This is a genomic window from Enterobacter sp. RHBSTW-00175 (assembly GCF_013927005.1).
Classification (GTDB): Bacteria; Pseudomonadota; Gammaproteobacteria; order Enterobacterales; family Enterobacteriaceae; genus Enterobacter.
Genome location: NZ_CP055930.1, coordinates 5,154,790 through 5,168,343, shown reverse-complemented (window position 1 = coordinate 5,168,343; position 13,554 = coordinate 5,154,790). Strand labels below are relative to the sequence as shown.

10 protein-coding genes and 1 pseudogene are annotated in these 13,554 nt (G+C 54.5%); 5 read left to right on the top strand and 6 right to left on the bottom strand.

Translation table 11 applies throughout. The features are described 5' to 3' along the window. Window positions 1-311 precede the first annotated feature (311 nt). Both nifJ and HV107_RS24985 read left to right on the top strand, forming a co-directional pair. Window positions 312-3,824 carry a pyruvate:ferredoxin (flavodoxin) oxidoreductase gene (gene nifJ / locus HV107_RS24990; RefSeq protein ID WP_182061380.1) on the top strand — a complete coding sequence of 1,171 codons (3,513 nt, stop codon included), beginning with the start codon at window positions 312-314 and terminating at the stop codon, window positions 3,822-3,824. Window positions 3,825-3,927: 103 nt separating this feature from the next. Further along, a pseudogene (locus HV107_RS24985) lies at window positions 3,928-4,047 on the top strand (IS3 family transposase); the annotation flags it as partial. A 137-nt stretch (window positions 4,048-4,184) separates the two neighbouring features. Here the strand turns inward: HV107_RS24985 and ychF are convergent. After that, the gene (gene ychF / locus HV107_RS24980; RefSeq protein WP_182061379.1) at window positions 4,185-5,279 is read right to left on the bottom strand and encodes a redox-regulated ATPase YchF; all 1,095 of its coding nucleotides are present in this window, start codon (window positions 5,277-5,279) and stop codon (window positions 4,185-4,187) included. Window positions 5,280-5,405: 126 nt separating this feature from the next. Continuing rightward, window positions 5,406-5,990: an aminoacyl-tRNA hydrolase gene (gene pth, locus HV107_RS24975; protein ID WP_182061378.1), complete on the bottom strand. Its 585-nt coding sequence runs from the start codon at window positions 5,988-5,990 to the stop codon at window positions 5,406-5,408. 273 nt (window positions 5,991-6,263) lie between these two features. Between pth and ychH the strand changes: the two genes are divergently transcribed. After that, window positions 6,264-6,539 carry a stress-induced protein YchH gene (gene ychH, locus HV107_RS24970; RefSeq protein ID WP_182061377.1) on the top strand — a complete coding sequence of 92 codons (276 nt, stop codon included), beginning with the start codon at window positions 6,264-6,266 and terminating at the stop codon, window positions 6,537-6,539. 105 nt (window positions 6,540-6,644) lie between these two features. Then, window positions 6,645-7,691 carry a MerR family transcriptional regulator gene (locus HV107_RS24965; RefSeq protein WP_182061376.1) on the top strand — a complete coding sequence of 349 codons (1,047 nt, stop codon included), beginning with the start codon at window positions 6,645-6,647 and terminating at the stop codon, window positions 7,689-7,691. On the opposite strand, the gene dauA is transcribed toward HV107_RS24965, so the two are convergent. The 4 genes from dauA to lolB form a co-directional block, all read right to left on the bottom strand. Then, window positions 7,674-9,368, bottom strand: coding sequence for a C4-dicarboxylic acid transporter DauA (gene dauA / locus HV107_RS24960; RefSeq protein WP_182061375.1), 1,695 nt, complete (start codon window positions 9,366-9,368; stop codon window positions 7,674-7,676). The two genes, HV107_RS24965 and dauA, sit on opposite strands and share 18 nt — an antisense overlap. Before the next feature lie 124 nt (window positions 9,369-9,492). Continuing rightward, the gene (gene prs / locus HV107_RS24955; protein ID WP_003856663.1) at window positions 9,493-10,440 is read right to left on the bottom strand and encodes a ribose-phosphate diphosphokinase; all 948 of its coding nucleotides are present in this window, start codon (window positions 10,438-10,440) and stop codon (window positions 9,493-9,495) included. Window positions 10,441-10,564: 124 nt separating this feature from the next. After that, on the bottom strand, window positions 10,565-11,434 hold the full coding sequence (gene ispE / locus HV107_RS24950) for a 4-(cytidine 5'-diphospho)-2-C-methyl-D-erythritol kinase (protein WP_182061374.1): 870 nt from the start codon (window positions 11,432-11,434) through the stop codon (window positions 10,565-10,567). Further along, complete coding sequence (gene lolB, locus HV107_RS24945; protein WP_182061373.1) at window positions 11,431-12,042, bottom strand: lipoprotein insertase outer membrane protein LolB; 612 nt, start codon at window positions 12,040-12,042, stop codon at window positions 11,431-11,433. The genes ispE and lolB overlap by 4 nt, the downstream gene beginning before the upstream one ends. A 234-nt stretch (window positions 12,043-12,276) precedes the next feature. Here lolB and hemA point away from each other — a divergent pair, with 234 nt between their 5' ends. Further along, on the top strand, window positions 12,277-13,533 hold the full coding sequence (gene hemA / locus HV107_RS24940) for a glutamyl-tRNA reductase (protein ID WP_166715684.1): 1,257 nt from the start codon (window positions 12,277-12,279) through the stop codon (window positions 13,531-13,533). Window positions 13,534-13,554 lie beyond the last annotated feature (21 nt).

Genomic DNA, 13,554 nt, shown 5'->3' with positions numbered 1-13,554 from the left:
TCATTTAATTTATTGATTTTAAAGGTGTTGATTTTTTCGCTGTCGCAAAGGAAGGGACAAAGAGTAAACAATCGCCTTACCAATTGTTCGAAACAGAACAATTCCGCACATCGTTTCTGTACATCGGGGGATAACCCACGGCGTGCGACACTTTGTCGGCAGTTCAACAGGATGTCGCGTCTACTGTCTTGTTTCATGCAACCGTTTTGTTGTGGTTGCCTTTAATGCATTGTTTATAAAGGGATAAATGAGCTGGCACAGGCTGTGCAACGTCGTCAGGGAGATGACCTCTTACAGTCGAGGAATGAGCAATGTCCGGAAAGATGAAAACAATGGATGGCAACGCGGCAGCGGCATGGATTTCGTATGCCTTTACTGATGTTGCCGCGATTTACCCCATTACCCCCTCAACGCCGATGGCGGAAAACGTCGATCAGTGGGCGGCTGACGGCAAGAAAAACCTGTTTGGCCAGCCGGTGCGTTTAATGGAGATGCAGTCAGAAGCGGGCGCGGCCGGTGCCGTACACGGCGCGTTGCAGGCCGGGGCGCTGACCACCACTTATACCGCTTCGCAGGGGTTGTTGTTAATGATCCCCAATCTGTACAAAATCGCCGGTGAACTGCTGCCCGGTGTGTTTCACGTCAGCGCCCGCGCGCTGGCAACCAACTCGCTGAACATTTTCGGCGATCATCAGGATGTGATGGCGGTTCGCCAGAGCGGCTGCGCGATGCTGGCGGAGAGCAACGTTCAGCAGGTGATGGATCTCTCGGCGGTAGCACACCTCTCCGCCATTAAAGGCCGCGTACCTTTTATTAACTTCTTTGATGGCTTTCGTACTTCTCACGAGATCCAGAAAATTGAAGTACTGGAGTATGACGATCTGGCGCCGTTGCTTGATACCGACGCGCTGAACCGCTTTCGCCGTAACGCCCTGAACCCGGATCATCCGGTGATTCGCGGCACCGCGCAAAACCCCGATATCTATTTTCAGGAGCGGGAAGCTGCCAACCGCTACTACGATGCGCTGCCGGAAATCGTCGAAAATTATATGGCGGACATCTATCGCCTGACCGGTCGCGAATACCACCTGTTTGATTACTACGGCGCAGACGATGCTGAACAGATCATTGTGGCGATGGGGTCTGTATGCGACACCATTTCCGAAGTGGTGGATGCGCTAATCGACAGTGGTGAAAAAGTTGGCCTGGTGACGGTGCATCTGTTCCGGCCTTTTTCGCTGTCGCACTTCTTCGCCAAAATCCCGAAAAGCGTTAAACGTATTGCGGTGCTCGATCGCACCAAAGAGCCGGGCTCGCAGGCAGAACCGCTGTGCCTGGATGTGAAAAATGCGTTTTATCACCAGCATGACGCGCCGCTGATTGTCGGTGGGCGCTATGCGCTGGGCGGTAAAGATGTGCTGCCGGGGCATATTGTCTCGGTGTTTGAGAACCTGAAAAAACCGCTTCCGAAAGATGGTTTTACGGTGGGGATTTTCGACGATGTCACGCACACCTCGCTGCCGGTGCCTTCTCATGAGGTTCACGTTTCCCGCGAGGGGATCACCGCCTGTAAATTCTGGGGGCTGGGTTCAGATGGTACGGTCAGCGCTAACAAGAGCGCCATCAAGATCATCGGTGATAAAACGCCGATGTATGCGCAGGCCTACTTTGCCTACGATTCGAAAAAATCCGGCGGCATTACCGTTTCGCACCTGCGTTTTGGTGAACGGCCGATTACCTCGCCATACCTGATCCACCGCGCGGATTTTATCGCATGCTCGCAGCAATCCTACGTCGACAAGTACGATCTGCTGGAGGGGTTGAACTCTGGTGGCACATTCCTGCTGAACTGCACCTGGTTTGGTGAAGAGCTGGAAGCGCGGCTGCCAAACAGTATGAAGCGTTATATCGCCCGCCAGGGGATCCGTTTTTACACCCTCAATGCGGTGGAAATTGCCCGTAAGCTGGGGCTGGGCGGGCGCTTTAACATGCTGATGCAGTCGGCATTCTTCAAACTGGCGGGGATTATTGAACCGCAAGCGGCATCCGATTACCTGAAGCAGGCAGTCGAGAAATCCTACGGCAGTAAAGGGCAAAAAGTGGTGGATATGAACAATGCCGCCATTGATTTGGGGATGGAAGCCATCCAGGAAGTGATGGTGCCGGAACGCTGGGCGACGCTGGAAGATGACGCGGTGGAAGATACGCGGATGATGCCGGATTTTATCCGCGACATTCTGCAACCGATGAACCGGCAGAACGGCGACAAACTGCCAGTCAGCGCCTTTGTCGGTATGGAGGACGGGACATTCCCGACGGGAACCGCGGCGTGGGAGAAACGCGGCATTGCTTTGCAGGTGCCGGTGTGGAACCCCGAAGGCTGTACCCAGTGCAATCAGTGCGCCTTTATCTGCCCGCATGCTGCCGTTCGTCCGGCACTGCTGAATCAGGAAGAGCGCGATGTGGCGCCGGTAGCGTTGTTGAGTAAAGCGGCGCAGGGGGCGAAGGATTACGACTATCATCTGGCCATTTCGCCGCTCGATTGTTCCGGCTGCGGCAACTGTGTCGATATCTGCCCGGCGAAGGGGAAAGCCCTTACGATGCAGCCGCTGGAGAGTCAGTTAGCGATGCAACCGGTGTGGGACTATGCGCTGGCGCTGTCGCCAAAAAGCAATCCGTTCAACAAAACCACGGTTAAAGGCAGCCAGTTTGAAACCCCACTGCTGGAGTTTTCAGGTGCCTGTGCGGGCTGCGGTGAAACCCCGTATGCGCGGCTGGTGACGCAGTTGTTCGGCGATCGCATGATGATCGCGAATGCCACGGGTTGTTCGTCTATCTGGGGGGCCAGCGCGCCGTCAATTCCGTGGACCACCAACCATAAAGGGCAAGGCCCGGCATGGGCTAACTCGTTGTTTGAAGATAACGCCGAGTTTGGTCTGGGGATGATGCTTGGCGGGCGCGCGGTACGTGAACAGCTCGCCAGTGATGCGATGGATGCACTGGCTGCGCCGCATAGCGAGGCGTTACAGCAGGCGGTGCAGCAATGGCTGGAAAGCAAAGATCGAGGTGAAGGCACGCGCGAGCGCGGCGAGCAACTGAGCGCGTTGCTGGCGCAGGAGAAGGGCGATGATCCGCTGCTGAACCGCATGTACCAGAACCGCGACTATTTCGCTAAACGTTCGCAGTGGATTTTTGGCGGCGACGGTTGGGCGTATGACATCGGTTTTGGCGGCCTCGATCATGTGCTGGCTTCCGGCGAGGATGTGAATATCCTGGTGTTTGATACTGAGGTGTACTCTAACACTGGCGGTCAGTCGTCGAAATCGACGCCGGTTGCGGCGATTGCCAAGTTTGCCGCCGAAGGCAAACGGACGCGCAAGAAGGATCTCGGCATGATGGCGGTGAGCTACGGCAATGTGTATGTCGCGCAGGTGGCAATGGGCGCGGATAAAGCCCAGACGCTGCGGGCGATTGCTGAAGCGGAAGCGTGGCCTGGCCCGTCGCTGGTGATCGCTTATGCGGCCTGTATCAACCACGGCCTGAAAGCCGGGATGGGATGCAGTATGCGCGAAGCAAAACGCGCGGTGGACTCGGGCTACTGGCATCTGTGGCGCTATAACCCGCAGCTGATCGCGAAGGGTAAGAATCCGTTTATTCTCGACTCCGACGAACCAGAGGAGAGCTTCCGCGACTTCCTGATGGGTGAAGTGCGCTACGCAGCGCTGGGCCGCACTGCACCGGAACTGGCGGATCAACTCTTCGAGCAAACCGAGCAGGACGCGAAACAGCGTTTAGCGCAGTATCAGCGAATGGCAGGGGAGTAAACGGTAATGTTTGGCGGCATGGAAGTTTCTGAGGTGAAGCGGCTCAAGTCGTTTGAAGATGAGAACGCCCGCCTCAAGAAGCTTCTTGCCGAAGCGATGCAGGCGACAGGATTATGACGAGTGTCGCCCACATTCATCGCTGGATTACCAGACTCGAGCTGAATTTGCAGCAGACTGGCAAAATGGGGGATCTGAGGAAAAGCCAACCGACATGACTAACTAAGGGGGGAACTGATTCGGGAGGCAGGTCAAGATGAATTGAGACAATATGAAATGAAAAATCCACGCAATTGCGTGGATTTTATAGTTTTTTCGATGCTCATGAGATTCAATGAAACCTCATAAGACAACAAATTTTATTTAGACGTTGAACAGGAAGTTCATCACATCGCCATCTTTAACGATGTAGTCTTTACCTTCTGCACGCATCTTGCCGGCTTCTTTCGCACCTTGCTCACCTTTATAGGTGATGAAGTCTTCAAACGCGATAGTCTGCGCACGGATGAAGCCTTTTTCGAAGTCGGTGTGGATTTTACCTGCAGCCTGTGGCGCAGTGGCGCCCACCGGGATGGTCCATGCGCGTACTTCTTTCACGCCAGCGGTGAAGTAAGTTTGCAGGTTCAGCAGTTCGTAGCCTGCGCGGATCACGCGGTTCAGACCCGGCTCTTCCAGACCCAGCTCAGCCATGAATTCATCACGGTCTGCGTCGTCCAGCTCGGCGATATCAGACTCAACGGCTGCGCAAACAGCAACAACCACAGAACCTTCTGCAGCAGCGATTTCACGCACTTTGTCCAGGTACGGGTTGTTTTCGAAACCGTCTTCGTTGACGTTAGCGATGTACATGGTTGGCTTCAGCGTCAGGAAGCTCAGGTATTTGATGGCTGCCTTGTCTTCTTCAGTCAGGTTTTTCAGCGCACGCAACATGCCGGCGTTTTCCAGCTGTGGCAGACATTTTTCCAGTGCGGTCAGCTCAGCTTTGGCGTCTTTATCGCCGCCTTTGGCTTTCTTCTGCACGCGGTGAATGGCGCGTTCGCAGGTGTCCAGGTCAGACAATGCCAGCTCGGTGTTGATAACCTCGATGTCGTCAGCCGGATCCACTTTATTGTTTACGTGGATGATGTTGTCGTTTTCAAAGCAACGTACAACGTGGCCGATGGCTTCGGTTTCACGGATGTTGGTCAGGAACTGGTTACCCAGGCCTTCACCTTTAGATGCGCCTTTTACCAGGCCCGCGATATCCACGAATTCCATCGTCGTTGGCAGAATGCGCTGCGGTTTAACGATTTCAGCGAGCTGATCCAGACGTGGATCGGGCATCGGTACAACACCGGTGTTTGGCTCGATGGTACAGAACGGGAAGTTTGCTGCTTCGATGCCCGCTTTGGTGAGCGCGTTAAACAGGGTGGATTTGCCAACGTTAGGCAGACCAACGATACCGCATTTGAATCCCATTTCTAAATCACCTTAATATCTTGATAATCAATCCGTTAGCGTTAACCGACTGAAGAAAAGTAAATAACTCTGCCTATTATACACGTAACCCGTACGCTGCGCGGCAAAAAAGCCGTAATGTGCGGATTATTGCGCTTTGAAGGCGTGTAAGCGATTTGTGGCTTTGGTTAAACCGTCTTTGAGCCAGATCTCGGTGCAACGGGCCGCTTCGTCTACCGCTTCGTCAATCAGTTTCTGCTCAGAAACCGGAGGTTTACCCAGCACAAAACCGACAACTTTGTTTTTATCGCCCGGATGGCCAATTCCGACGCGCAAACGATGGAAATTCGGGTTATTACCCAGTTTGCTGATAATGTCTTTCAGACCGTTGTGGCCGCCATGACCACCGCCGAGTTTAAACTTTGCCACGCCCGGCGGCAGATCAAGCTCATCGTGGGCGACGAGAATTTCGTCAGGATTGATGCGATAGAACGTCGCCATTGCAGAAACCGCTTTACCACTCAGGTTCATAAAGGTGGTCGGGACCAGCAGCCGCACATCCGCCCCGGCAAGGTTAATACGTGAGGTATATCCGTAGAATTTCGGTTCTTCACGCAGGGGAGCACGCAACCGTTCGGCCAGCAAATCAACATACCAGGCACCCGCGTTATGGCGAGTTGCTGCGTACTCTGCGCCTGGGTTGGCAAGACCGACAATCAGTTTAATCGTCACGATGTAATTCCTAAAGGGTTCCAGATCTGGCGCGTAGTTTACTGTCTGGCGAGCCGGTTGACAAAATTCTGCGACAGCAACCACGAAATACGAATAATTGCTTATCTGAACAATTAGAATTTCAAGCTGTTCAAGACGTTATTTGTAAGTTTTTGTCTGGGAGCGATCCGTAAATGTGATCATTCACGCAACTCATAAAATGGGCGTTGTCTATACTTTACACACAAGGATTAGGGGCTTTCCCCTTGCAACCCAAAGTTCCGGAGGTGACATATGAAACGCAAAAACGCTTCGATGCTCGGTAACGTGCTAATGGGGTTGGGACTGTTCGTGATGGTGGCCGGGGTGGGTTATTCTATTTTAAACCAGTTGCCACAGATTGACCTTCCACAATATTTCGCACACGGCGCGGTGCTAAGTATCTTCCTCGGTGCGGTTTTGTGGCTGGCAGGTGCGCGTGTGAGCGGCCATGAACAGGTCAGCGACAGGTACTGGTGGGTGCGCCACTATGATAAACGCTGCCGCCGCGATCAGCATAAACACAGTTAGCGGTTAAACGGTTCCTTCAGGAGCCGTTTTTTTTTGCATATCATCTTGACCCTCACGTAACGTAAGGCTCCAGAGTGGGGCAACTGGCAAAGGAAAGGAGCTGCTATGTTGATTCAGGTGGGGGAACTGGCAAAGCGTGCCGGGATCACCGTACGCACATTACATCACTATGAACAAACAGGGCTGTTGCTGCCTTCTGCCAGAAGCGAGGCAGGTTATCGGCTCTACAATCTGCACGATGTTCAGCGTTTGCATATGATACAGGCGCTGGCAAAAGCGGGGCTGGAACTTGCTGAAATCAGGGACTTTCTGGAAAAGGAGTCACTCTCTCTGGCGGAACTGCTCGACGCACAAATCACGTTGCTGGAAAAACAGGCGCGCAGCATTACAACGCTGCGTGACAGGTTGGTGGATTTGCGTACCGGGCTTACCGCAGATGAAGACCCCGATCTTGAGTCCTGGCTACAGACTCTGGAGTTAATGAACATGTACGATCGCTGGTTTAGCAAAGAAGAGTTGCAACAGTTGCCGTTCGCGATACAGAAAGATGAACTGGGCGTCATTTGGGCAGGGCTGGTTACAGAGGCAAAAGCCCTGCTGGAACAACGCGCCGACGTATCAGACCCACGTGCCATGGATCTGGCCACACGCTGGATGGTGCGCCTGGAACAGGATACAGCGGGAAAACCTGAGTTTCTCACTCGCCTGAACGAGATGCACAGCGTCGAACCGCAGATGCGTGAGCAAACGGGGATCACCGCGGAAATGACGGACTACATTACCCGGGCATTCGCGGAAACAAAGCTCGTTATCTGGCAGAGCTATCTGTCGCCGGAAGAGATGGCATTCACCCGCGCGCACTATTTTGACCGCATGATGGAGTGGCCGCCGCTGGTGGCAAAACTGCACCAAGCGCAGAGTGAGTGCCTGGAACCCTCATCAGAAGCGGCGCAAAAACTGGCAGAGAACTGGCTGGCGCTGTTCCAGTCTTATGCCGGAACTGATCCTGCGACACAGCAAAAGTTTCGCGTAGCGATGCAGCATGAGCCGCACCTGATGAAAGGGACCTGGATGACGCCTGCCGTGCTCGAATGGCTACAGCAGGCGATTGGTTTCATGATGCAAAGACGAATGTCAGCGCAGGGTCGGTGACAGGTCGGCTAACGCGGCGGCACGGTCAGGATAGAAGGCAAGGCGGCCAGGGATCGGCTGCACGCCAGCTCGCGCCATCGTACGCAGCGGCTGGAACTCAAGATTACTTACCCGCAATTCACAGCCTTCCGGCAGGCGTTTCACGAAGCGCTGGAAGGCATCAAGCCCCCCCGCGTCCAGCACCGGCACCGCATCCCATTTCAACACCACAATCCGCTTGCCTGCGATACGTGACTCCAGATCGCTAAACAAACCTTCTGCGGCAGCAAAGAAAAGTGGGCCAATCACGCGCAGCACCAGCACATCGTCCGGGACGTCAACGTTTACCGGGGCCAGACGGGTCATCCGCGCAATGCGACGCATAAACAGCAGGGAAGCCAGCACGATACCTACGCTGATGGCGATAACCATATCGAATAATACAGTCAGCGACATACAGATGAGCATCACGATAATGTCGTCTTTCGGCGCTCGGCGTAACAGGTTCACCACTTTATGCGCCTCGCTCATATTCCAGGCCACCATAAGCAGCAGGGCCGCCATTGCCGAGAGCGGCAGCCAGGAGAGCAGCGGGGCGAGGATCAGCAGGGCGAGGATCACCAGCACGGAGTGAATGACCGCCGAAACAGGAGACGTGGCTCCCGCACGCACGTTAGCCGCAGAGCGAGCGATCGCCGCCGTGGCGGTAATGCCGCCAAAGAACGGGGCAATGATATTCCCCAGTCCCTGGCCCACCAGTTCGCTGTTTGCTTTGTGTTTGGTGCCCGTCATGCCGTCCAGCACCACGGCGCACAGCAGAGACTCAATCGCCCCCAGCATCGCCATAGAAAAGGCGGCAGGAAGCAGGGCTCGCAGAGAATCCCAGCTTAAGGTGAAGCTTGAGCCCGGCATATCCCACGGCAGCACCAGCTGCGGTAACAGCTGCGGGATCCCGCTCCCCTGAGAACCGTTTGCCAGCGTGTAATGGAACTGAGAGCCAATCGTTGCCACATGGCCGCCAAGCATATTGACGATGGCCATCACCGCGCAACCCAGCAGCAGTGCCGGTAAGTGCCCGGGCAGACGAATACCCAGGCGCGGCCAGATAATCAGCGTACCCAGCGTCACCACCCCGATAGCAGCGTCCCCAAGGTTCGCCGTCGGCAGCGCCATAAACAGCGCACCCACTTTTTGCAGGTAGTGTTCAGGAACGTGAGCCATTTGCAGACCGAGGAAATCCTTGATTTGCATCGTCCCGATGGTGATACCTATCCCGGAAGTAAACCCCAGCGTCACGGAAAGGGGTATGTACTCGATCAGGCGGCCAAAACGGGCCAGCCCGAACAAAATCAAAAAGACGCCGGACATCAGGGTCGCAACCAAAAGGCCTGCCAGCCCAAACTGTTGAGAAACCGGATAGAGAATGACCACAAACGCGGCGGTCGGGCCTGACACGCTAAAGCGCGAACCGCCGGTCAGTGCGATGACAATCCCGGCAACAGCCGAGGTATACAGACCGTACTGTGGCGCCACACCGCTGCCAATAGCCAGCGCCATTGCCAGGGGAATAGCGATGATGCCAACGGTTATCCCGGCAATAACGTCGCGCAAAAAGCGTGACGAGGTGTACTTCTCTTTCCAGCAAGCGTCGATGAGGGCGCGAAAGGGCAGAACATGTGACGAGGCTACGTTTTTCACAATTATCTATCATCCGTGTGCGCATCATCTGTCATATGAATGGCAGGTGAAGGAGGCATTAGTCATACAAATTAAAACCAGAGACAAAAAAACCCGCCGCAGCGGGTTTTTTGGCCGTGTTCGATTAGTGTTCGAACATTGCAGAGATGGATTCTTCGTTGCTGATACGACGAATCGCTTCGGCCAGCATCCCGGACAAGGTCAAAGTACGCACGTTTGGCAGTGCTTTGATTTCGTCACTCAGTGGGATGGTATCGCACACCACAACTTCGTCGATAACGGAGTTACGGAGGTTGTTCACGGCATTACCGGAGAAGATCGGGTGAGTTGCGTAAGCAAATACGCGCTTAGCACCACGTTCTTTCAGCGCTTCAGCTGCTTTACACAGCGTGCCGCCGGTATCGATCATGTCGTCAACCAGCACGCAGTCACGGCCAGCAACGTCACCGATGATGTGCATCACCTGAGAAACGTTAGCGCGTGGACGACGTTTGTCGATGATCGCCATGTCGGTGTCGTTCAGCAGTTTCGCGATAGCACGAGCACGTACCACACCGCCGATGTCCGGGGAAACCACAATCGGGTTATCCAGATTAAGTTGCAGCATGTCTTCCAGCAGGATTGGGCTGCCGAATACGTTATCAACCGGAACGTCGAAGAAGCCCTGGATCTGCTCTGCGTGCAGGTCAACGGTCAGTACGCGGTCAACGCCTACGCTTGACAGGAAGTCAGCGACAACTTTGGCAGTGATTGGCACACGCGCGGAACGGACGCGACGGTCCTGGCGGGCATAACCAAAGTAAGGGATTACAGCAGTGATACGACCTGCGGAAGCACGGCGCAGGGCGTCGACCATAACAACCAATTCCATCAGGTTGTCGTTCGTTGGAGCACAGGTGGACTGGATGATGAAAATATCACCACCGCGTACATTTTCGTTAATTTGTACGCTGACTTCGCCGTCGCTAAAGCGACCTACGGCGGCGTCGCCGAGGGAAGTGTACAGGCGGTTGGCAATACGTTGTGCTAGTTCCGGGGTGGCGTTACCAGCAAAAAGCTTCATATCAGGCACGAGAAGAACCTCAGGCATGCGTCCAGTGGTGGATAACCTTCGCCAAAAACTGTGCGGGCCAGGCGAACGCTATCCAGGCGTGTATTAAAGAGCGCGATGCAACGTCTGGAACAGGGTGACGTTGTCACCGAAACTCAGTCTGCGCCAGAATGGCTTGCTGTAGGGGGGAGGTGTTCATCCCGCGTGCTACAAAACCATGCAGCCAAACCGGCGCTTGCTCAAGCACCTGACGAGCAGTGGACTCAGTGTCAAATTCAGCAAAGACACAAGCCCCTGTACCAGTCAGGCGCGACGGCGCGTATTCTAACAGCCAGGAAAGCACCTCATCAACCTCGCGAAAACGTTTTCTTGCGATATCCTCGCAATCGTTGCTGAATTCACAATTTAATAACGTTTCTATTGACCGCACCGGGGTATTTCTTTTCAGGTCAGGATCTTTAAAGATGACCGGTGTCGGAATACTGACCCCCGGGTGGGCAACCAGGTACCATTTTTCTGGTGGCTCTGCGGGGGAGAGGATTTCCCCTACGCCTTCAGCAAACGCCGCATGACCACGAACAAACACCGGAACATCCGCGCCCAGCGTTAACCCTAAGGCGGCCAGTTCGTCTTGCGACAGCCCGCATCCCCAAAGATGATTTAGCGCAACCAGCACGGTTGCAGCATTGGATGAACCACCACCTAAACCGCCGCCCATCGGCAGACGCTTCTCGATGCTGATATCTGCACCGCTTCCGGCAGGCAAACGACCAGAGTCGGCGGCTGCCTTCATCAACAGACGCGCGGCGCGCACAATCAGGTTGTCTTCGTGCGCCACACCCTCCACCGCAGTGAGCAGGTGAATCTGGCCATCGCGGCGCAGTTCAATCGAAATCGTGTCACCATAATCGATAAACTGAAACAGCGTCTGCAACGTGTGATAACCGTCAGCACGCTGCCCGGTGATGTATAAAAACAGGTTCAGCTTTGCGGGTGAGGGCCATTGGGTCATCATTTAACGATCCAGTTGTCCATTTTCAGCTTGATACGCTGGCTACCCTGCGTCAGCTCCATACTGGATGGCAGAGACGGTTTGGTATTGCTGTCGTAGGCGCTGTAAACCACTTTCCAGGTTTTACCGTTTTGAGTGTAGTTGACCTGGCTCAGACGATACTGGTCGTCGAGCGTGTAGTCGGTCGAATCACCCGGCAAGCCCAGGATCCACTGACGCAGGCTGTTCAGCGGGATTGGCATTCCGGTCAGTTTGCCAATCATCTCTTCGGCATCGGTCGCGGTGTAGTGCTGGCCTTTGTTGTCGGTTATCTGCGCTTCACCCGGTTTGGCGATAAGCTCCAGTTCAGTGCTGCCCAGCGGGTTCAACAACAGCAGGCGATAGTTGTCCTGGCCCGTCTGCTGCCAGAAGAAGCGCGCATAAACCTTTTGTTCGTCAGACAGATAAGCAAAGGCACCGCGGGTCTGATACTGGCTCAAATTACGTACGTCCTGCTGGTGCTGACGCCACTGCGGAGAGTCCGGGCTTTTGCCTGGTCCTTTTGGTTGGGTGACGGTACATGCGGTCAGAACCAGTGCCGCCAGCGGCAGAAGGCGAATCAGTCGGGTCATGATAATGACAAATCCTTGAGATACGTTGCAGTTATAACTGTTAATGCTAGCGTCACAGGGTGCCACCGTCTACGTTCAAATTATCTCAAAGCGTTGTATCTACCCTAAATAATGTGAGTTGCTTGACCGGTATAAGCTATTACTCCGAAAGGGTGCAGTCTCTTTTATTGATCTCGCGCATCCTGTATGATGCGACCTGCTAACCTTATTAACGCTGGTACTACTCCCGCTCATATGACCCTTTTAGCACTCGGTATCAACCACAAAACAGCCCCGGTTTCTCTGCGAGAACGCGTAACGTTTTCGCCAGATACGCTCGACCTGGCGCTGGACAGCTTGCTTGCACAGCCAATGGTGCAGGGCGGCGTGGTGTTGTCGACGTGCAACCGTACCGAGCTGTACTTAAGCGTGGAAGAGCAAGACAACCTGCACGAAGCGCTTATCCGTTGGTTATGCGACTACCACAATCTGAACGAAGAAGAGCTGCGTAAAAGTCTTTACTGGCATCAGGACAACGACGCCGTCAGCCATCTTATGCGCGTGGCCAGTGGCCTGGATTCACTGGTGCTGGGCGAACCGCAGATCCTGGGCCAGGTAAAAAAAGCCTTTGCCGATTCACAAAAAGGGCACCTTAAGGCCAGTGAACTGGAGCGTATGTTCCAGAAATCCTTCTCTGTGGCGAAGCGAGTGCGAACCGAAACCGACATTGGTGCCAGTGCGGTTTCTGTTGCTTTCGCAGCCTGTACGCTTGCGCGTCAGATCTTTGAATCGCTCTCCACCGTTACGGTGTTGCTGGTCGGTGCGGGTGAAACCATCGAACTTGTGGCGCGTCATTTGCGCGAACATAAAGTGAAAAAGATGATTATCGCCAACCGTACCCGTGAGCGTGCGCAGGTGCTGGCAGACGAAGTGGGCGCAGAAGTGATTGCGCTCAGCGACATCGATGAACGCCTGAAAGAGGCGGATATCATTATCAGCTCCACCGCCAGCCCGCTGCCGATTATCGGTAAAGGGATGGTAGAACGTGCCCTGAAATCCCGTCGTAATCAGCCAATGCTGCTGGTGGATATCGCCGTTCCGCGCGATGTTGAGCCAGAAGTAAGCAAACTGGCTAACGCCTATCTTTACAGCGTGGATGACCTGCAAAGCATCATTTCGCACAACCTGGCGCAGCGTAAAGCCGCAGCGGTTCAGGCAGAAACGATAGTTGAGCAGGAAACCAGTGAGTTTATGGCCTGGCTGCGCGCGCAAAGCGTCAGCGAGACTATCCGCGAGTATCGCGGGCAGGCAGAACAGGTGCGTGACGATCTGACTGCCAAAGCGCTGGCTGCCCTTGAACAGGGTGGCGACGCACAAGCAATCATGCAGGATTTGGCCTGGAAACTGACCAACCGCCTGATCCATGCACCAACCAAATCTCTTCAGCAGGCAGCCCGAGACGGGGATGACGAACGCCTGACTATTCTGCGCAACAGCCTCGGGCTGGAATAGCGCCACATACCCATTTTCTAT

Bases quoted from the DNA above. Each gene is read 5' to 3' on its own strand.
- nifJ (WP_182061380.1), top strand. From the start codon at position 312: ATGTCCGGAAAGATGAAAACAATGGATGGCAACGCGGCAGCGGCATGG.
- ychF (WP_182061379.1), bottom strand. From the start codon at position 5,279: ATGGGATTCAAATGCGGTATCGTTGGTCTGCCTAACGTTGGCAAATCC.
- ychH (WP_182061377.1), top strand. From the start codon at position 6,264: ATGAAACGCAAAAACGCTTCGATGCTCGGTAACGTGCTAATGGGGTTG.
- HV107_RS24965 (WP_182061376.1), top strand. From the start codon at position 6,645: ATGTTGATTCAGGTGGGGGAACTGGCAAAGCGTGCCGGGATCACCGTA.
- ispE (WP_182061374.1), bottom strand. From the start codon at position 11,434: ATGATGACCCAATGGCCCTCACCCGCAAAGCTGAACCTGTTTTTATAC.
- lolB (WP_182061373.1), bottom strand. From the start codon at position 12,042: ATGACCCGACTGATTCGCCTTCTGCCGCTGGCGGCACTGGTTCTGACC.
- hemA (WP_166715684.1), top strand. From the start codon at position 12,277: ATGACCCTTTTAGCACTCGGTATCAACCACAAAACAGCCCCGGTTTCT.